The organism is Rhodobacter sp. 24-YEA-8 (genome assembly GCF_900105075.1).
Classification (GTDB): domain Bacteria; phylum Pseudomonadota; class Alphaproteobacteria; order Rhodobacterales; family Rhodobacteraceae; genus Pseudogemmobacter.
Genome location: NZ_FNSK01000001.1, coordinates 186,438 through 205,804, shown reverse-complemented (window position 1 = coordinate 205,804; position 19,367 = coordinate 186,438). Strand labels below are relative to the sequence as shown.

Annotated in this window: 15 protein-coding genes; 10 read left to right on the top strand and 5 right to left on the bottom strand. The window is 62.9% G+C overall.

Annotated features, from left to right (window positions below):
* Positions 1-199 precede the first annotated feature (199 nt).
* Complete coding sequence (carB, locus tag BLW25_RS01070; protein ID WP_092895574.1) at positions 200-3,529, bottom strand: carbamoyl-phosphate synthase large subunit; 3,330 nt, start codon at positions 3,527-3,529, stop codon at positions 200-202.
* Positions 3,530-3,731: 202 nt separating this feature from the next.
* On the opposite strand from carB, the gene BLW25_RS01065 reads away from it, so the two are divergent.
* The 5 genes from BLW25_RS01065 to BLW25_RS01045 all read left to right on the top strand — a co-directional run bounded on the left by BLW25_RS01065 (position 3,732) and on the right by BLW25_RS01045 (position 10,129).
* Positions 3,732-4,889, top strand: a complete 1,158-nt coding sequence (locus BLW25_RS01065; protein WP_092895572.1) for an aminodeoxychorismate synthase component I — start codon at positions 3,732-3,734, stop codon at positions 4,887-4,889.
* Positions 4,847-5,464 (top strand): aminotransferase class IV, encoded by a 618-nt coding sequence (locus BLW25_RS01060; protein ID WP_092895570.1) that lies wholly within the window; start codon positions 4,847-4,849, stop codon positions 5,462-5,464. The genes BLW25_RS01065 and BLW25_RS01060 overlap by 43 nt, the downstream gene beginning before the upstream one ends.
* 576 nt (positions 5,465-6,040) lie before the next feature.
* Complete coding sequence (locus tag BLW25_RS01055; protein ID WP_092895568.1) at positions 6,041-6,397, top strand: hypothetical protein; 357 nt, start codon at positions 6,041-6,043, stop codon at positions 6,395-6,397.
* A gap of 328 nt (positions 6,398-6,725) precedes the next feature.
* Positions 6,726-8,861: a dynamin family protein gene (locus tag BLW25_RS01050; RefSeq protein ID WP_171909446.1), complete on the top strand. Its 2,136-nt coding sequence runs from the start codon at positions 6,726-6,728 to the stop codon at positions 8,859-8,861.
* Positions 8,858-10,129, top strand: a complete 1,272-nt coding sequence (locus BLW25_RS01045; protein ID WP_092895564.1) for a P-loop NTPase family protein — start codon at positions 8,858-8,860, stop codon at positions 10,127-10,129. Before BLW25_RS01050 ends, BLW25_RS01045 begins: the two co-directional genes overlap by 4 nt.
* A 23-nt stretch (positions 10,130-10,152) precedes the next feature.
* Here the strand turns inward: BLW25_RS01045 and recQ are convergent, their stop codons facing one another.
* Positions 10,153-12,216, bottom strand: a complete 2,064-nt coding sequence (recQ, locus tag BLW25_RS01040; RefSeq protein WP_092895562.1) for a DNA helicase RecQ — start codon at positions 12,214-12,216, stop codon at positions 10,153-10,155.
* Complete coding sequence (locus BLW25_RS01035) at positions 12,216-12,503, bottom strand: YggT family protein (protein WP_092895560.1); 288 nt, start codon at positions 12,501-12,503, stop codon at positions 12,216-12,218. Before BLW25_RS01035 ends, recQ begins: the two co-directional genes overlap by 1 nt.
* Before the next feature lie 620 nt (positions 12,504-13,123).
* Between BLW25_RS01035 and BLW25_RS01025 the strand changes: the two genes are divergently transcribed.
* From BLW25_RS01025 to BLW25_RS01005, 5 genes are all read left to right on the top strand, one after another.
* Entirely contained in the window at positions 13,124-14,602 is a 1,479-nt protein-coding gene (locus BLW25_RS01025; protein ID WP_092895556.1) for an MFS transporter, read from the top strand.
* Positions 14,599-15,519: a penicillin-insensitive murein endopeptidase gene (mepA, locus tag BLW25_RS01020; protein WP_253188146.1), complete on the top strand. Its 921-nt coding sequence runs from the start codon at positions 14,599-14,601 to the stop codon at positions 15,517-15,519. Before BLW25_RS01025 ends, mepA begins: the two co-directional genes overlap by 4 nt.
* A 264-nt stretch (positions 15,520-15,783) precedes the next feature.
* Positions 15,784-16,404, top strand: coding sequence for a queuosine precursor transporter (locus BLW25_RS01015; protein WP_092895554.1), 621 nt, complete (start codon positions 15,784-15,786; stop codon positions 16,402-16,404).
* Positions 16,405-16,655: 251 nt separating this feature from the next.
* Positions 16,656-17,078 (top strand): alternative ribosome rescue aminoacyl-tRNA hydrolase ArfB, encoded by a 423-nt coding sequence (gene arfB / locus BLW25_RS01010; RefSeq protein WP_092895552.1) that lies wholly within the window; start codon positions 16,656-16,658, stop codon positions 17,076-17,078.
* Positions 17,071-17,547, top strand: coding sequence for a GNAT family N-acetyltransferase (locus tag BLW25_RS01005; protein WP_253188141.1), 477 nt, complete (start codon positions 17,071-17,073; stop codon positions 17,545-17,547). The genes arfB and BLW25_RS01005 overlap by 8 nt, the downstream gene beginning before the upstream one ends.
* Before the next feature lie 165 nt (positions 17,548-17,712).
* Here BLW25_RS01005 and BLW25_RS01000 read toward each other — a convergent pair whose 3' ends face one another.
* Positions 17,713-18,021 carry a DUF2834 domain-containing protein gene (locus BLW25_RS01000; protein WP_249496553.1) on the bottom strand — a complete coding sequence of 103 codons (309 nt, stop codon included), beginning with the start codon at positions 18,019-18,021 and terminating at the stop codon, positions 17,713-17,715.
* 43 nt (positions 18,022-18,064) lie between these two features.
* A complete protein-coding gene (gene pncB / locus BLW25_RS00995; protein WP_092895550.1) occupies positions 18,065-19,357 on the bottom strand; it encodes a nicotinate phosphoribosyltransferase in 1,293 nt (430 codons plus the stop codon).
* Positions 19,358-19,367: the final 10 nt, after the last annotated feature.

Below are 19,367 nucleotides of genomic sequence, written 5' to 3'. Positions count from 1 at the left end.
TAGCCTCACGTTCAGTGGACGCGGGGATAACGGGCCGGATGCGGAATGGGTCCATGCGCCCCGAAAGAGTGGCGAAGCCCCGCCGGAATCGTCAGAAAAACATGGGGGGAAACCGCCAGGTCACATGATTGTTGGAAATCATGACGAAAAAGCCGCCCCGGAGGGCGGCTTTTGTCGGATGAGTGAAAGTCGGGCGGGCTCAGCCCTGAAGCGTTCTGACCCCGTAGCCCTCGCCACGCGCCTTCATCGCGGCGACAGCGGCCACCGAGGCCGCAGCCGTGGTGAAATACGGGATGCGGTCCATCAGCGCCACGCGGCGGATGTCGCGGCTGTCGGCGATGGACTGGGTGCCCTCGGTCGTGTTCATCACCAGCGCGATGTCTTCGTTTTTCAGCCGGTCGACGATATTCGGGCGGCCTTCATAGACCTTGCTGACCGATTCCGCCTCGATCCCCTCAGCTTTCAGCCAGGAGGCCGTGCCGCGCGTGGCGACGATGGAAAAGCCCATCGAGATCAGGTCGCGCGCCGCCGAGGCCAGCGCCTCAGACTTGTCGGCATCCTTGACCGAAAGGAACACGCGCCCCGTCTCGGGCAACACCATTCCCGCGCCCATCTGCGCCTTGAGGAAGGCGAGGGCAAAGGTCCGGTCCCAGCCCATGACCTCGCCGGTCGAGCGCATTTCCGGCCCGAGGAGCGGGTCAACACCGGGGAAGCGGGCGAAGGGCAGCACTGCCTCTTTCACCGAATACCAGGGCGTGATCGGGTCGGCCAGCGTCATCGCATCCGCCAGCGGCAGCGAGCTGTCCGGGCCGACATCCGCCGCGTAAGGTGCGCGCTCGGGGAAGGCCGAGAGCTTCTCGCCTGCCATCAGCCGCGCCGCGATCGAGGCAATCGCCGAATCGGTGGCCTTGGCCACGAAAGGCACCGTCCGCGAGGCGCGCGGGTTGACCTCAAGCACGTAGATCACATCATCCTTGATGGCGAACTGCACGTTCATCAGGCCGACAACCTGCAATGCCAGCGCCATCTGCACGGTTTGTTTCTTCAGCTCGGCCACGGTCTCGGCGGAGAGCTGGTGGGGCGGCAGGCAGCAGGCAGAATCGCCCGAATGGACGCCAGCCTCTTCGATATGTTCCATGATTCCGGCGACATGGACCGATTCGCCATCCGAGAGCGCATCAACATCGACCTCGACCGCGCCCGAGAGATAGCTGTCCAGCAGCACGGGCGAGGTGCCTGAGACCTGCACGGCGGTCGCGATGTAACGCTCCAGCTGCGCATCGTCGCGCACGATCTCCATCGCGCGGCCACCAAGCACGTAAGACGGGCGGATCACCAGCGGATAACCAACGCGGGCCGCGATGTCGAAAGCCTCGTCGCGGCTGTGGGCGATGCCATTGACCGGCTGTTTCAGCCCGAGATCATTCAGCAATGCCTGGAAGCGTTCACGGTCTTCGGCAAGGTCAATCGCATCCGGCGTGGTGCCGAGGATCGGGATGCCCTCTTCTTCCAGCGCATTCGCCAGTTTCAAGGGCGTCTGGCCGCCGAATTGCACGATCACGCCGTGCAGGGTGCCATTCTCCTGCTCGACCCGCAGAATCTCCAGCACATGTTCCAGTGTCAGCGGCTCGAAATAGAGCCGGTCCGAGGTGTCGTAATCCGTAGATACCGTTTCCGGGTTGCAGTTGACCATGATGGTCTCATAGCCGGCCTCGGTCAGCGCGAAACAGGCATGGCAGCAGCAATAATCGAACTCGATCCCCTGGCCGATCCGGTTCGGACCGCCACCGAGGATAACCACCTTTTTCGCCGCCGAAGGCCGCGATTCACATTCCACATCGCCCATCGCGGGCATCTCATAGGTGGAATACATGTAAGGCGTCTGCGCCTCGAATTCCGCCGCACAGGTGTCGATCCGCTTGAAAACGGCGGTAACGCCGAGACCGCGACGCGCGCGACGCACCGAGGATTCTGCCTGGCCCGTCAGCCGCGCCAGACGCGCATCGGTAAAGCCCATGATCTTGAGCGCGCGCAGCCCTTCGGCCGTCGACGGCAGCCCATGGGTGCGGATTTCATGCTCCTGATCAATGATTTCGCGGATCCGCGCAAGGAACCAGGGATCGAAAGACGTGATCGCCTGGATCTCGTCATTGGTCAGCCCCTCGCGCATCGCCTGGGCGATCACGCGCAGGCGGTCGGGGGTGGCGACGCTCAGCGCCTTGGAAATCGCGGCGCGATCCGGTGCGCCGGCAATCTCGATCTCGTCGAACCCGGTCAGGCCGGTTTCCAGCGAAGCCAGCGCCTTTTGCAGCGATTCGTGGATGGTGCGGCCAATCGCCATCACCTCGCCGACCGATTTCATCGCGGTGGTCAGCAGCGGCTCGGAACCCGGAAATTTCTCGAACGCGAAACGCGGGATCTTGGTGACCACATAGTCGATGGTCGGCTCGAAGGATGCGGGCGTCACCTTGGTGATGTCGTTATCCAGCTCGTCAAGCGTATAGCCCACCGCCAGTTTCGCGGCGATTTTCGCAATCGGGAAGCCGGTCGCTTTCGAGGCCAGCGCCGAGGACCGCGACACACGCGGGTTCATCTCGATCACGACCATACGGCCATCAACCGGGTTGATCGCCCATTGCACGTTCGACCCGCCGGTCTCGACCCCGATCTCGCGCAGGACGGCAATCGAGCCGTTGCGCATGATCTGGTATTCTTTGTCGGTCAGCGTCAGCGCGGGCGCCACGGTGATCGAATCGCCGGTATGGACACCCATCGGGTCGATATTTTCGATGGAGCAGACGATGATGGCGTTATCCGCTTTGTCGCGGACGACCTCCATCTCGTATTCCTTCCAGCCGAGCAGCGATTCATCGACCAGAACCTGCGCCATCGGCGAGGCCTCAAGGCCCGATTTCACAATCGCCTCGTAATCATCGCGGTTATAGGCGACGCCGCCGCCGGTGCCACCAAGCGTGAAAGCGGGGCGGATGATCGCCGGCAGGCCGATATGTTCCAGATCGCCCATGGCTTTCGCCACACCAGCCGCGATGTCGTATTTGCCATTGGGAAGCTTCGGCGCGGCGACGATGGTTGCCTTCGGGTTCTCGATCCCCAGCCGGTCCATCGCCTCGCGGAACAGCTTGCGGTCTTCTGCCATTTCAATGGCTTCGCGTTTCGCGCCGATCAGTTCTACATTGAACTTGTCCAGCACCCCCAGATCCGCCAGCGCCAGCGCGGTGTTCAGACCGGTCTGGCCGCCCATGGTCGGCAGAATCGCATCGGGGCGCTCTTTCTCGATGATCTTCGCCACGACTTCGGGGGTGATCGGCTCGATATAGGTGGCATCCGCCAGACCCGGATCGGTCATGATCGTCGCCGGGTTCGAGTTCACAAGGATGACCCGATAGCCCTCTTCGCGCAGCGCTTTGCAGGCCTGGGCACCGGAATAGTCGAATTCGCAGGCCTGGCCGATCACGATAGGACCAGCGCCGATAATCATGATCGAGTGGATATCTGTCCGCTTCGGCATGTCGGGAACCTCAGGTTTTTGGGCTGGCTGTCGCTAAATTTTCCGGGGTTATAGAGGGGCGCGGCATGGGCGCAAGGGCAAACCGACACCCGCGCCAGAGCACGCGCGCTCACCCCGCCGGTCTCCTCCGCCCGCCGCAAAGGATCCCACCCGTTATTCCGGCTGGCGCAGTCCTCCGCCAGCCCCTATTCCTGAGCCCATTATGCAAAGCAGCAGACGTCAGATTTTTTTCGAACACGGCCCGGGCGAGCGCCCGGCGCTGTTTGATGATGCGTTGTCGGTGAAAATCGCGCGCAACCCCGATGAAGTTGAGGCGGTTTTGCGCGAGGCCGAAGAGGCGCGCCGGGCCGGGGCCTGGATTGCGGGCTATATCTCGTATGAGGCGGGATATGCGTTCGAGGATCGGCTCCTGCCACTGATGCCCGGGGATCGCCGCCTGCCGCTGGTGCATCTCGCGTCCTTTGCCGGCCCCTGTGACCCCGCACCGATTCTGGCGAGGATGGCGGAGGAAGCCGGGGCGACCCGTATTTCCGCGCCCGAGCCGGTGATCTCGCGCGAAGACTACAACCGTGCGATTGCCCGGGTGCTGGAGCTGATCGCGGCCGGCGATATCTACCAGGCCAATCTGACCTTTCCGTTGGTCTCGCGCCTGCTTTCGGGCACGCCCGAGGGGCTTTACGGCCGTTTGCGGCGCTCTGGCCCGGTCGGGCATGGCGCCTTTGTCGATCTGGCGGGCGAGCCGGCGCTGGTCTCGCGCAGCCCCGAACTGTTCTTCCGCCTTAATGCCGATGGCCGGATCACCACCCGCCCGATGAAAGGCACCCGCCCCCGCGACGCCGACCCCGCCCGCGACGCGGACCTTGCACAGGAGCTGCGCTCCAGCCCCAAGGACCGGGCCGAGAATCTGATGATCGTCGACCTGCTGAGGAATGATATCAGCCGGATCTCGCAGATCGGCAGCGTGAAAGTGCCCGAACTTTACACCGTCGAACATTACGCGACCGTGCATCAGATGGTGTCCGAGGTGCAGGGCCAGCTTGCGCAGCCTGCCAGCCTGCCTGACCTGATCCGCGCCTTGTTCCCCTGCGGGTCGGTCACCGGCGCGCCGAAGATCCGCGCGATGGAGGTCATCCGCGAGGTCGAGCCCTTCGCGCGCGATGCCTATTGTGGCGCGATTGGCTGGATGGCCCCCGATGGAAGCGCAGATTTCTCGGTCGCGATCCGCACGCTGACCGTGGATGACAGTGAAATCAGGATGAATGTCGGCGGCGGCGTGGTGCATGGCTCGACTGAGGCCGGCGAATGGGAGGAGGCGCTATGGAAAGCGCGCTTCGTCAATGCGGCGGTGAGCCGGGACTGACGCTGATCGAGACGGTGCTCTGGACCGGGGCCACCGCGCCGCGCTGGCCGCTGCATCTGGCGCGGCTGCAGCGCAGCGCGCTGGCGCTTGGCTGGGCGCGGCCGGAACCTGCGGCGCCTGCGGGCCCGGCAACCGCCGCCCGCCTGCGGCTGACCCTGGATGCAGCCGGGCGGCTGCTCTGGGAAACCCATCCCCTCCCCGCTGCGAAACCGTATTGGAGCGTCAGCGTCGCTGACCTGCGGCTGGCTTCGGATGACCCCTGGCTTTCGGTGAAATCCTCGCGCCGCGCGATCCATGATGCGGCCCGGGCGGCATTGCCCGCCGGGATCGACGAGGCGCTGTTTCTGAACGAGCGCGGCGAGGTCAGCGAGGGCACGATCACCACGGTATTTTTCGACCGTGGCGCCGGGCTGCGCACACCACCGCTGAGCTCTGGCCTGCTGCCGGGTGTCCTGCGCAGCGAGCTGGCCTGCCCCGAAGAGATCCTGCGACCCGAAGACCTGGGAGTCGTGCGGCTTTGGGTCGGCAATGCGCTGCGGGGGCTGATTCCGGCCGAGTACCGCGCCAGGGCGTGACCCGCCCGTGCGTCCGGGCGCCGCAGCCAGGCTGCCCTCTTGAATGGGCCGCGCTTTTCCGGACCCTGGCCGCTCCCGGATCCGCTGCCCGTCTGGCTCAACGCGTCCTTCTGCTTACCAAGCCGGAGCGCATATCAGCTCTTAATTGATTAAATCACGGCACGGTTGATTTACATATCGAAGCGATACAATCAGGCGATGACCACCCCTTCACTTCGAAAAAAATGCCGGCCACCGTTGTTGCAGAGCCAGCCCGAAATCCCACAACCATCAATTGAATTAAGCCGATAAATTCTCCGATATTTACAACCACAGAGTCGGCAATTGTTATCAAATGACACGAAAACAACCAGAGGCAAAAGACCTCATAATTCATCAACCCGAGAAGGTACAAAATAACTAATTACATGATTCATATACATATTTATTAATTCCAAAAATCCAAAATTCAAAAATAGACATAATTGCGCCAAAATCATTACCGCACTTTCTCAAAATGGATCCAATCAGGTCAATATTCAAACAAATGTTGAATTCAAAAATGATCCATCGTGCAAAAAAAGGATATCATTCAAAATGTCGACCAATATCTCTGAGCTGAAGAAAATCGCCGGCTTTATCGGCGCCTGTCTCGTTGACAGCGAAACCGGCCTGATGCTGGCAAGCGAGTCGAGCGGCATCAAATTCGACCTCGAAGCCGCTGGCGCCGCAAACACCGAAGTGGTGCGCGCAAAGAACGCTGCGATGGCCGCACTGGGCCTCGATGATCATATCGAAGACATCCTGATCACGCTTGGCACCCAGCTGCACCTGATCCGCCCGCTGGCCTCGAACCCTAGCGTCTTCGTTTACGTTGCGCTGGACCGCAGCAGTGCGAACCTGGGCCTCGCCCGCATCTCGGTGAAAAAAGTCGAAGGCAAGCTGAAGGTCTGATGCAGGCCCGGTCTTCCTGCGTCTTCTGTCTTCTGGCGTCACGTAACGCCAGAAGACCGGGCCGCTCCGGGGGATGTTCAAAGCCCAGACTTGGCCCTCAGACGGCCATAACCCAGCCACCATTAAGCATATCTGTCCGGCTGTGACGCGAAGCAATCGGACAGGGGTAACGAGTAGTGCGGCCAGAACGGCCCGAAAGGGCCAGTACCCCCCCTTTGTCCCGGCGCGCGGCCGGGGCAGCGGACTGTCAGCGCTGGCGAGATATTTGCCCGGTGCTGGCCGTTTTTCCTGTCAGCGTGGCCGGAATCCCGGCCGGAAGGAGGCCGTCGTGAAAATCGCTCCGCAACTGCGGCAGGAGCTCGCCTTTTTGCGCGACGGGCTCGACAGGGCCGACCACCTGGTCGATCCGAAAACCAGGCCGAATTTTGCCCCCTTGCGCAACCGGCTTGAAGACTGGACCGCCCGCATCGCGGTGATCGGTCAGGTCAAGGCCGGGAAATCCACCTTCCTCAACGCCCTTTTGCATCAGCATGATTTCCTGCCCTCTGATATCAATCCCTGGACATCGGTGGTCACCAATATCCGCGTCAATATCGCCTCGGACCCGGCCTCGGGCGCGCGTTTCGAATTCTTCGACGAAGCCGACTGGCAGGACATCATCGACAGCGGCTCTGCCATCCGCCAGCTGACCGAAGACCTGTTGCCGGGCTTTGACAGCGACCTGCTGCGGCGCCAGAGCGAAGAGATGCGCGAACGCGCGCAGCGCCGGCTCGGGCGCCATTACCATGCGTTGCTTGGCAGCAGACATGACCATGACTACCTTTCGGCAGATCTGCTGAAGCGCTATGTCTGCGCGGGCCCGGGAAGCGATGACGGGCTCGACCGAGAAGCGCTTGGCCGCTATGCCGCGCTGACAAAAAGCGCCATTATTTACATACGCTTGCCGGAATTCGACGTGCCGGCCATCATCACGGACACCCCCGGGGTGAATGACCCATTCCTTCTGCGTGACGAGCTGACCTGCCGCAGCCTCGACAAATCCGATGTCTTCATCATGGTGCTTTCGGCGCATCAGCCGCTGACCGATATTGACGTAGCGCTGATCCGGATCCTTGCGCGCCAGGACGACAAGGATGTGGTGATCTTCATAAATCGCATCGACGAGCTCGATGATTACAGCATCCAGGTGCCGCGCGTCATCGCCGATGTCGAATGCCGGCTGCGCGCCGCGATCCCGGAGATCGACTTTCGTATCGTTGCGGGATCGGCCTGGCTTGCCGATCTGGTGCTGCGCGACGACGAAGAGGCCGATCACCTCCGCGAGGCCGCCGACAGCGACGAGCTTGCGCAATATATCCGCGAAACCTGTGGCCGCCTGCCGCGTGACCGCAAAGACCGGCTGATGTTCGCCTCGGGGCTGAACCGGCTGAAAGACACACTCTCGGCCACGCTGGACAGCGGTGTGGGCAGCCAACAGCTCAACCAGTTGCGCGGTGATATCCGGGCCGAGCTGAATGCGGCCCGGTTCATAGATAACCGCGAACGCGACGCTTTGCGGGTGCAGATGGAAAGCCTGCGCAGCGATATCGCCAGAGCTGCGGCCCGTGATGTGGGTTGCGAAATCTCGGGCATCCGAGATCTGCGCAACCGGCTAGAGGGCCTCGTCGACGCTGCGGATGCGCAGATCGAACAGGTGGTGTCGAAATCCTGGACCGGGCTTGAAGCGCGCCTCATGGATGCGATCGGCGATTATGTCGATCGCCAGAAAGCTGCGTTCGAGGACCGGCTTTTCGGTGATGATCGGCAAGGCGATGCCAGTACAACGCTGGATTTCGACCTGCTGCCGCTTCAATCCGCGCTCGAGGCCGAAGTGCGCCAATGCTATATCGGCTCGCGCAGTGGCACGGATGCCGCGCTGCAAAGCTGTGTCCAGGCCTGCCGCCAGGCAATTGGTTCGAAATTCCAGGACCGGACCTCCGGGAATCCGACCGCCGAGATAACGCTGGAAGGTCTGCCCTGCTACAGTTTCACCTCGACCCTGACCTTCGCGAAACGTAACCTGCGCGTCGGCATGATCCTTGACCGCAGCTGGGCCTTCTGGCGCAAACCTTCGCTGAATGTCGACAAATCGCTGGGCGCTTTGCGTATGCTGACCACCGAAGAGCTGCGGCCTTCGGTCGAGAAAATTCTCGCGGCCTATAATGAGGCGCAGCTGGAGCGCGCCAGTGCGGGCATATCGCGGATCCGTGTGATGCTCAGGATGTTCGACGCGATCCTGTCGGAAAACGCGATCCGGCTGCAACAGGACAAGACAGATATGGAACGTATTGCGCTGACCCCCGAAGGCCGGAAGGCCGTCTTGCAGCGCCTGCAAAGCAAAATAGAGGCGCTGGAGCACCGCCTGACCGCGCTTGCCGCGCTGGAAACCGGGCTGAAGCGTCCGGAGCTTGGGGCTGCCGCATGAAAATGACAGATCTGACCGCCCTTTTGCAGGAAAAACGCGCGGCCGCAGGCAGTGGCTCGCCCTTGCGCGTGGTGATCTGCGGTGAAGTCAGCGCCGGAAAATCCACCGTGATGAATGCGCTGATGCGCGACCAGATGCTGCCGGACAATATCGGGCAAAGCGCGCGTCCGGTGCTGGTCGCCGGGTGGCGCGAGATCCCCGGGATCGAGGCCTCCGGGCGCGATGGCCGCGAGATCCGCGCCGCCCTCCCCGGCACGCCAGAGTTGTTTCATGGGGCCGACTTCATCCGTCTCTGGCTCGATCAGCCGCATCTGTCCGGAATCGAGCTGATCGAATTGCCGATGACCAGGGCCGAAGAGCTGACCGGGGATCAGATCGACCTCGTGCAATCGGCCGATGTGATGATCTGGGTCACCATCGGCTCGCAGGCCTGGCGGCTGACGGAAAAGGCAATTGTCGAAACCCTGGGCGAGACCCGGCCCGACCGTTCCATCCTGATCGTGTCGCGTGGCGACAAGCTGCGCACGGATAAGGATCGTGGCCGGCTGATGGAGCGGATGGAGCGCGAGACCGCTGCCCTTTTCGGGCATCGGTTCTTTCTCTTTGGCGACCGCCGCAAAATCGCGGCATCTGCCGGGTCCGAAGCAGAATGGCAGGCAACCGGCGGCGCGCCCCTTGCGGCGCTGCTGCGCGGCTTCGCCGGCCAACCCGCCCGCACCGTCTATGACCGCGAGCCACGCGAGAAGCCGGTGGAAACCCGGACCGCCCCCGGTTTTGAGGCCAGGTTCGTGGCGGAAACTGAGGAAGACCCGCCATTTGTCGTGGAAGTGACGAAAGCTGACGAAACGATCCTTGCCGATGCCGGGTCCGATACGGAGGTCGGGGCCCGGGTTGAGGTTCAGCCAGACCCCGAACCGGTTGCACCAGTTGCCAAAACAGCCCCGCCCGCCCGGCCCGGGATCTTGCAGGCGGGCCTGCTGCATGAAGATGGCGCAGGACATACCCTGCTTGCAGGCGATGCGGAAACCCTGGCACAGCTTGCCGATTTCTGCCGCGTGATGCTGAAGCAGCTGCAAGATGCGCGGCTGACGGCAGAGGGGGGTCCGGTCAGCTTCTTCAGCCTCTCGACCGCAAAACGGCGGCTGCTGATCCAGGTCAGGAACGGCGCCGGCGCGGTCTTTATGCTCGCCGATGCGGCGGTCATGAACCAGGGTATGGCGCAGGTGGCGATCGGCCAGCTTGGCGGCGACAGGCGGGTGACCGGCTGAGCCGCAGCACCGGTCGTGAGGCCTCAGCGCTGGCCGGCAGCCCGATGCAGGATATCAAGAAAGGCCGGGCCGAAACGCTCGGCCTTTTGCTGTCCCATGCCCTGAACCCGCTCCAGTTCGGTCAGGCTTGACGGGCGGCGTTCGGCAATCTGGCGCAAGGTTGTGGCATTGCAGGAAAGATGTTTGCCGATCCCGTCCTCGCCCCGCGCGAGCCGCAGCTGCGCCTCGGCCAGAAGGTCATAGACCGCGCCCGCCGCCTGCCCCGCCAGCGCCATCCGCGCCGGATGCGGCGCCTGCATCCCCGACGCGATCACCTGCAGGAAAGCCAGCCCGTAGCTTTCCAGTTTTTTCGCACCAACCCCGGAAATCTGCGCCATCTGATCCAGCGTCTCGGGCCGTTTCTCGGCCATCTCGATCAGGGTGCGGTCGGCGAAAATCACATAGGCCGGCACGCCTGCCGCCTCGGCCAGCGCCCGGCGTTTGGCCTTCAGCGCCGAAAGGATCGGCGCGTCTTCTTCGGCCACCAGCGCCTTGACCACCGATTTAGGCGCGCGGATATCGGGGCGGCGGAGCTGGATTTCGACATCTCCGCGCAGCACCGGGCGGGCGGAATCGGTCATTCTCAACGCGCCGTGGCGTTCAAAATCCGGCCTTAGCAGATCGCGCCCCATCATCTGGAGGAAGACCGAATTCCAGGCCGGTTTCGACAGCTCGCGCCCGACACCGAAGGTCGGCAGATCCTGATGCCCGCGCGCGCGGACCTTTTCCGTCGATGTGCCGGTGAGAATGTCGATCAGATGGCCCGCACCATAGCTTTCGCCGGTCCTGAGCACGGCGGAAAGCGCCTTACGGACAGGTTCTGTTCCATCAAACACCGCCGGCGGCGTGGTGCAGAGATCACAATTGCCGCAAGGCCCGCTTTCCTCGCCGAAATAGGCCAGCAGGACCTGACGGCGGCAGGCCAGCGCCTCGGCCAGACCCAAAAGCGCATTCAGCCGGCCATGATCGGCGGCCTTGCGCTCGGGCGGCGCTGCGCCCTCGTCGATCTGGGTGCGGCGGTAGCGGATATCATCGGCGCCATAAAGCGTCAGCGCCTCGGCGGGCGCGCCATCGCGCCCGGCGCGACCGATCTCCTGATAATAGGATTCGATGGATTTCGGCAGATCGGCATGGGCGACCCAGCGGATATCGGGCTTGTCGATCCCCATCCCGAAGGCCACCGTCGCCACCACGATCAGCCCGTCATCGCGCTGGAACCGGGTCTCGACATGGCGGCGGTCACCCGCCTCCATGCCGCCATGGTAATGCAGCGCGGCATGACCGGCCTCGCGAAGCGCCTGGGCAAGCGTCTCGGTCTTGGCGCGGGTGCCGCAATAGACAATGCCGGACTGACCGCGCCGTGCGGCCGCATAACGCAGGATCTGTTCGCGCGGGCCGTCTTTGGCGGCAAAGGACAGATGGATATTCGGGCGGTCAAAGCCGCGCAGAAACGTCTCGGGCTGCGCGCCATCGAACAGGCGCTGCACGATTTCGGCCCGGGTTTCCTCATCTGCCGTGGCGGTGAAGGCGGCCAGCGGCACATTCAGCGCACGCCTCAGCTCCCCGATACGCAGATAATCAGGGCGGAAATCATGGCCCCACTGGCTGACGCAATGCGCCTCATCGACCGCGATCAGCGTCACATTGATCCGGCGGAGCAGCGCGGAGGTCGCCCCCGCCGCCAGCCGTTCCGGCGCCATATAGAGAAGCTTCAGCCGCCCCTCATCCAGCGCCTGAAAGACCTCTTCGGTTTCCTCGTCGGTATTGCCAGAGGTCAGCGCGCCAGCCTCGACCCCCGCCTCGCGCAAACCCCGGACCTGGTCACGCATCAGGGCGATCAGCGGCGAGATCACCACGGTCACGCCGTCGCGGCACAGAGCGGGCAGCTGGAAACACAGCGATTTCCCGCCACCCGTCGGCATGATCGCCAGCGTGTTCAGCCCGGCCGTCACCGCCTCTACAATCTCGGCCTGACCGGGGCGGAAGCCCTGGAATCCGAATATCTCCGCCAGCAGAGCGGCGGGAGAGAGGGGGGCGCTGTCGCGCATCACATGAAGGCGTATTGGTTGTTGAGAAGGATCATCCGAAGCCCGATGATCACCAGCAGGACCACCAGCGGCGCGAAATCAATGCCCTGCATCGATGGCAGAATGCTGCGGACGCGGTTGTAAACCGGCTCGAGCAGGCGGTTCAGGCTGTACCAGATCTGGGCCACCAGCGGCTGGCGGATATTCAGTACCTGAAAATTGATCAGCCAGCTGAGAATGACATGGGCGAGCACCACAAATTGCGCCACACCGAGGAGAAGCATCAGGATATCGAAAACGGACTTCATCTTTTCCTCATCATGCCAGCTTTGGAACAGGTAGCGCGAGCCGGGTCTCAGGGCAAGTCAAAGCGGGCTGACGCCAGTCTGTCATGCGCCCGCTCTGTCTGGCGCCAGATCCGTCGGGCCCCAGGCCTTCAGTGCCGCAAGTCTGCCTCTCCCCAATGGTGACAGGACAGCGGTGAAGCCCCGGTTAACGGATGCAGCCGGAGCGCTGCTGCGCGCGTGGAGGCATCCTTTTCCTCAGGTCCGGATCCCCCCGCGGCGCGCACGATCACGCACAGTTCAGAGCCGGGCGCCATACGGAGAACACGATCTATCCCTGGATGGGCATGGCCCTCGGATGGGCATGGCCCTCGTGATCGCCAGAGCACGGCGACAACCGGCACTCGCGCCCTTTGCCACCCATCTCTCCGGCCATCTCTGCCTGCCCCCGGATATCGCCCCCTGGCCTGAGCTGAACCATGGCCGAAGCGCCTGGCTTGCCGACCTGAAGCCTGCCGCTTCCCGCCTGAATCACGGCCTGGTCACACGCCGATGTCACCCGCCCCTGGCCGCCGATGCCGGCCTGAGCGCTTGCGCCCGGGGCCGTTTCGCGATTCACTGATGACCGAAACAGAGGGCGTGTGATGGTCAGTGCAAAGAAACGGATCTGGGGCTGGTATTTCTTTGACTGGGCCAGCCAGCCCTATAGCACGCTCCTGCTGACATTCATCTTCGGCCCCTATTTCGCCGAGGTGGCGCGCGGCTATTACATGGGCACCGGTCTCGACGAAGAGGCCGCCAAAGCCGCCGCCCAGAGCTTCTGGGGCTGGGGCATCGCCGCAACCTCGATCATCATCGCGCTTCTGGCGCCGATCCTTGGCGCCATTGCCGATTCCACCGGACGGCGGCTGATCTGGGTCTGGATCTTCTCGTCCTTCTACGTGATCGGCGCCTGGGCGCTGTGGTGGGTGGCGCCGGGCGGCGAGATAGGCATCCTGTGGTGGGCGGTCGTGTTCTTCGGCATGGGCTTTATCGGGATGGAATTCGCCACCATCTTCACCAATGCGCTGATGCCGTCCTTGTCGGATCACGAGGATCTCGGCGCGATTTCGGGCTATGGTTTTGCCTTTGGCTATCTGGGCGGGCTGATCGCACTGGTCCTGATGTTGGGCCTTTTCATCACCGCCCCACAGGACGAAGGCGGCGAATATGCCGGCGCAATCGGCGAAGCCGGCCAGCCTCTGGTCGAGGATGACAGCCTCGCCGGGCCGGAACTCAGCGCAATCGAAACGGCCGAGGCCGGGCCGCGCACCTATCTTGGCATCCGGCCGATCCTCGGCGAAGACAGTGAAACAATGATCGGCACCCGCATCGTCGGCCCCTTCACCGCCATCTGGTTCATGGTCTTCATGATTCCCTTCTTCCTTTGGGTCAAAGAACCGAAAACCGTCAGCCGGCCACTGCAACTGGGACGCGCGCTGACTGAACTGAAGGATCTGATTGCCTCGCTGCGGTTCCGCCGCAGCCTGAGCGCCTATCTCGGCTCCTCGCTTTTGTACCGCGACGCGCTGAACGCGCTTTATGCCTTTGGCGGGGTCTATGCCTCGGGCGTTCTGGGCTGGAGCGTCGGGCAGATCGGCATTTTCGGCATCGTCGGCGCAGTGGCAGCCGTGGCCTGTTCCTGGGCAGGCGGCCGCGCCGACCGCGCTTTCGGGCCCAAGCCGGTGATCGCAGTGGCGGTTCTGGTGCTGACGCTGGTTTGCCTTGTGCTGCTGGGCCTGACCCGCGACCAGATCTGGGGCATCGCGCTGGATTCCGCATCCAATGAATCCGACCGCATCTTCATGGTCTGCGGCGCGCTGATCGGCGGCGCGGGCGGCGTGGTCCAGGCGGCATCGCGCACCATGATGCTGCGCCACACCACCCCCGACCGCGCCACCGAAGCCTTCGGCCTCTTCGCGCTTTCGGGCAAGGTCGCGAGCTTCATCGCCCCCTCGGCCATCGCGCTGGTCAGCATGATCTCGGGCTCGCAACGTATCGGGATCGGCCTGCCGCTGATCGCGCTTTTCCTGCTCGGGCTGGTGCTGCTGGCCTTCGTCAATGCCAAAGGTGAACAGTCATGATGAAACTGCGTGCCCTCCCCCTGCTCGCGGCACTTTGTGCAGGCCTGACCACGCCGCTTCCGGCAGCCTCGCAGCAGCTGGCCAAGGATCTGCTCGGCGCCTGGAAGACACCTTCGAATCAGGATCCGATGCCGATCGGATCCTATGCGAAAGGCTGCGCGGCGGGGCTCCTGAAAATGCCGGAAAACGGCCCGCACTGGCAGTCGATGCGCCTGTCCAGAAACCGCAACTGGGGCCAGCCGGTGATGGTCGAATTCCTGATGGACCTGTCCTATGCCGCAAGCCAGATCGGTTGGGGCAAAGGTCTCTATATCGGCGATATCAGCCAGCCGAGGGGCGGTCCGATGATCACGGGGCATGCCAGCCATCAGATCGGGCTGGATGCCGATATCTGGTGGCTCGCGCCGAAACGGCTCGACCTCTCGGTCGCTGAGCGCGAGAGCCTGTCCTCGATCCCGATGCGTTCGGCCGATCAGAAATCGGTCACCCGCGCCTGGGGGCCAGCGGCGCAGAACCTGCTGAAGGTCGCGGCCTCGGATCCGCGGGTCGACCGGATCTTCGTCGCCGCCGCGATCAAGCTGGAAATCTGCAAGACCGCGAAGAAATCCGACACCGCCTGGCTGCAAAAGCTGCGCCCGGTGGCAGGCCATGACACCCATTTCCACGTGCGGCTGAAATGCCCGGCGGGCGCCACCGCCTGCGAGACCCAGACACCCGGCGTCGCCGAACTCTCCAAAGGCGGCAATGGCTGTGACGAAACGCTGAACTGGTGGGTCACCGATTATCTGAACCCACCGAAGCAACAGCCCGGCAAGAAGGACCCGGACGAAGAAGACCCGCCGAAGAAGAAACACCCGCGCCAGTTCACCATGGCCGACCTGCCGCGCCAGTGCCAGGCCGTGCTCGACTCGAACTGAAGCAACAGATCTTCCCGGAGCCGCATGCGGCCCCGGGAAGGCCTCCGGCGGGGATATTTAAGGACAGATGAAAAGCAGCCCTTCTTTCATCTGTCTCTAAATATCCCGGGGGGCTCCGAAGGAGGCGAGGGGCAGCGCCCCCCGATGCCCGCGCAGCAGGCATCCGCGCGATTGACGGACAGGCGGGACAGGCGTAATGAGCGCCGTCCCCCGCGCAGGTGGGGGCCAAGTCTCCGCTACCTTGTCAAAACGGAAAACAAATCCATGACCCGCCTTCTGCCTGGCATTCTTGCCATGGCCGCCATCGTGCTGGCCTCAAACATCCTCGTGCAGTTTCCCTTTGGGGATTTCCTGACCTGGGGTGCCTTTACCTACCCCTTCGCCTTTCTTGTCGGAGATCTGGTCAACCGCTTTCAGGGCCCGCGCGCCGCGCGGATCGTGGTGCTGGCAGGGTTTCTGACCGGCCTCGTCTGCTCGCTGATCGGCACACAGATCATAGGCGAGTCCGGCCCCCTGGTCACGCTGCGCGTCGCCATCGGCTCGGCACTGGCCTATCTCGTCGCGCAGATGACCGATGTCTCGATCTTTACCGCGCTGCGCAACCGTCCCTGGTGGCAGGCGCCGCTGATCTCGTCGCTGATCTCATCCAGCATCGACACGGTGATCTTCTTCTCCATCGCCTTTTCCGCCGTCTTCACCTTCCTCGAGCCAGGCGTCGATGTCTCCTGGGCCGCCGCGCCCTCCCCGCTACTGGGCTTTGGACCGGCTGCTCCGTTCTGGGTCTCTCTCGCGATTGGGGACTGGTGCGTAAAAATTGCGCTTGCCCTGGTCGCACTGGTGCCTTTCCGCATCATAATCAGCAAAGTGACCGCTAGATTTGCGTAAATTTACTTGATCGATACCAAATCTGTGCCAGCATCACCTTATCGGAAACTTTTCGAAAGGAGGTGATCCAGTGTCTAGAGTGATATTGGAGAGAGGTGTCAAGACAGTCAGGAGGGGTGTTTTCTGAGGGCAGCCCCTCAGCAAGACGAACGACTGATTGGGCCTTCAATTCCTAACTGGCCCATCTCCTTGGAACTCGGAAAGGGTCGCCGATCAGGCGGCCCTTTCTCTGCTTTGCGCCCCATTTTCCCATGTTACATGTCACCGAAACCATCTCTATCGCCGACTGGGAGCTCTCGGAGAGCTTCATGCGGGCCTCCGGTCCCGGCGGGCAGAATGTCAACAAGGTCTCGACCGCAGTCGAGCTGCGATTCGAGGCCGAACGCTCGCCGCATCTGACAGGCCCGGTCAAAACCAGGCTGAAACGCCTCGCCGGGCGGAAATGGACGCTGGAAGGCGCGCTGGTCATCCAGGTCGACGAGACCCGCAGCCAGGCCCGCAACCGCGAGATCGCCCGCGAGCGGCTGATTGAGCTGATCCGTCAGGCTCTGGTCGTCCCGAAGCGCCGCATCGCGACCAAAGCCACCTGGGGCAGCCAGCAGCGCAGGCTCGCGTCCAAATCCGCGCGCGGTGAGGTCAAATCGATGCGGGGCAAAGTGGGCGACGATGACTGATATCCGCGCCGATAAACGGAAGGCGCCGATGATCCGTCGGGCAAGGGCCTGCGACGAAGCCGCCATTCTTGCCTGTGCCGAACAGGCCTATTCCAGATATATCCCGCTGATCGGGCGCCGGCCTGCGCCGTTGCTGGCGGATTACCGCGGTCAGATCGCCGCCGATCAGGTCTGGATCGCAGAAGATGGCAGCGATCTTACGGGCTTCATCGTCTTTGCCCCGCAAGGGGATGTGATGCTGCTGGAAAATGTCGCTGTGCTGCCCGCCGCCGCAGGGCGTGGCATCGGCAGGGCCCTGATTAATCATTGCGAAGCAGAAGCGCGCCGCCTGGGGCTCCGGGCCGTTTCGCTCTATACCAACGAGAAAATGGTAGAGAATATCGCAATTTACCCGAAGCTTGGCTATATCGAGACGCGCCGGGGCGAAGAAGACGGCTTCCACAGGGTCTGGTTCGAAAAGCCGCTCTGACCGCGTGACGGGCGCACATATCCTGGTGCGATCACGGGCCTCTGCGGAAAATGCACCTTGGCCCGTTTCCGGTCCGGCGTATCGGAGGCCGCTGCTGCGGCAGACCGACGGGCCATATGCGACGCGAGATCGGCTTGCCCGCCGTCACCGCGCGCGCGCCCCGCGTCACTCCCGCTCGCGCAGCCAGAGGTAAAGCGGCAGCGACAGAGACAGGCCCACGAAGAAGCTTGCGGGCAGCACCAGCCACCAATGCCGGATCCTGTTGCGCGCAGCATCCCGCCAGGACCAGACCCAGAAGACGAGGATCGACAAAAGCACGTCGATGGAAAAACCCGCTGCAGCACCGTTCGCGAAAAGCGATTGCAGGAAGAGCGGGATATCGAGACCGTTCAGAGCAAAGAACGAGCCGAAGAACAGCCAGGGCACCAACGTGCCGATGACCGCCATCGCCAGATAGAAATGCCTGACCGTCACAGAAATACTCCCGCTCTGCCCCTGATCCCGGGGATGCGCCTGATCAGACCAGAACCTCTTGCGCCTGCTGGTCGCCAACCGCGAAGACGCGCTTGTAACGCGCGATTTCCGCCGCAGGCCCCATCGCCTTGTTCGGGTTGTCGGACAGCTTCACCGTCGGGCGCCCATTGGCCGAAATCGCCTTGCAGACAAGGCTGAACGGCGCCAGCGCGTCATTTGGCACAAAGCCGCGGAAGTCATTGGTCAGATTGGTGCCCCAGCCGAAGGAGACCTTCACCCGGCCCTGGAATTGCATATGCAGCTTTTCGATCATCGCCACATCCAGCCCGTCCGAGAAGATCACCAGCTTTTCGCGCGGGTCTTCGCCGCGCTCTTTCCACCACTGGATCGCACGCTCTGCCGCCGCCGCCGGGTCGCCGCTGTCAATCCGGATGCCGGTCCAGCCCGCCAGCCAGTCAGGCGCGCGCTTCAGGAAACCCTCGGTCCCGAATGTGTCGGGCAGGATCATCCTGAGATTGCCGTCATGTTCGTCATGCCAGTCGGCCAGAACCTGATAGGGCGCCTGTGCCAGTTCCGCATCATCCTTCGCCAGCGCCGCATAGACCATCGGCAGCTCATGCGCGTTGGTGCCGATCGCCTCGATATCGCGCTTCATCGCGATCAGGCAATTCGAGGTGCCGGTAAAGGCCTCTCCCAGCCCCTCCTGCAGCGCTTGGACGCACCAGTCCTGCCAGAGATAGCTGTGCCGCCGGCGTGTGCCGAAATCGGCCATTTTCAGCCCCGGGATCGCCCGGAGCCGTTCGACCTTTTCCCAAAGCCGGGTCATGGCGCGGGCGTAAAGCACCTGGAGCTCGAATTTGTGCATATCCTTCAGCACAGCGCGCGAGCGCAGCTCCATGATCACCGCCAGCGCCGGGATCTCCCAGAGCATGACTTCGGGCCATTTGCCCTCAAAGGTCAGCTCATACTGGCCGTCGCGCTTTTCCAGGTAATAGGGCGGCAGTTTCAGCCCCTCGAACCATTCCATGAAATCCGGGCGGAACATCTGACGCTTGCCGTAAAAGGTATTGCCGCGCAGCCAGGTGCTTTCACCGCGGCGCAGGCTCAGCGAACGCACATGATCAAGCTGCTCGCGCAGCTCGCCCTCGTCGATCAGATCGGCAAGGCGCACCGACTTCGTGCGGTTGATCAGCGAGAAGGTGACATTCGTATCCGGGCGATTCCGGTAAATCGACTGACACATCAACAACTTGTAGAAATCGGTGTCCAGCAAAGACCGGACAATCGGGTCAATCTTCCAGTTGTGATTGTGCACGCGCGTTGCGATATCGACCATGTCTCAGCCT

Excerpts from the sequence above, each read along its gene's own strand:
- pncB (WP_092895550.1), bottom strand. The coding sequence starts at position 19,357 with ATGGTCGATATCGCAACGCGCGTGCACAATCACAACTGGAAGATTGAC.
- BLW25_RS01035 (WP_092895560.1), bottom strand. The coding sequence starts at position 12,503 with ATGAAGTCCGTTTTCGATATCCTGATGCTTCTCCTCGGTGTGGCGCAA.
- BLW25_RS01060 (WP_092895570.1), top strand. The coding sequence starts at position 4,847 with ATGGAAAGCGCGCTTCGTCAATGCGGCGGTGAGCCGGGACTGACGCTG.
- BLW25_RS01055 (WP_092895568.1), top strand. The coding sequence starts at position 6,041 with ATGTCGACCAATATCTCTGAGCTGAAGAAAATCGCCGGCTTTATCGGC.
- recQ (WP_092895562.1), bottom strand. The coding sequence starts at position 12,216 with ATGCGCGACAGCGCCCCCCTCTCTCCCGCCGCTCTGCTGGCGGAGATA.
- BLW25_RS01065 (WP_092895572.1), top strand. The coding sequence starts at position 3,732 with ATGCAAAGCAGCAGACGTCAGATTTTTTTCGAACACGGCCCGGGCGAG.
- BLW25_RS01025 (WP_092895556.1), top strand. The coding sequence starts at position 13,124 with ATGGTCAGTGCAAAGAAACGGATCTGGGGCTGGTATTTCTTTGACTGG.
- arfB (WP_092895552.1), top strand. The coding sequence starts at position 16,656 with ATGTTACATGTCACCGAAACCATCTCTATCGCCGACTGGGAGCTCTCG.
- BLW25_RS01045 (WP_092895564.1), top strand. The coding sequence starts at position 8,858 with ATGAAAATGACAGATCTGACCGCCCTTTTGCAGGAAAAACGCGCGGCC.
- carB (WP_092895574.1), bottom strand. The coding sequence starts at position 3,529 with ATGCCGAAGCGGACAGATATCCACTCGATCATGATTATCGGCGCTGGT.
- BLW25_RS01015 (WP_092895554.1), top strand. The coding sequence starts at position 15,784 with ATGACCCGCCTTCTGCCTGGCATTCTTGCCATGGCCGCCATCGTGCTG.
- BLW25_RS01005 (WP_253188141.1), top strand. The coding sequence starts at position 17,071 with ATGACTGATATCCGCGCCGATAAACGGAAGGCGCCGATGATCCGTCGG.
- mepA (WP_253188146.1), top strand. The coding sequence starts at position 14,599 with ATGATGAAACTGCGTGCCCTCCCCCTGCTCGCGGCACTTTGTGCAGGC.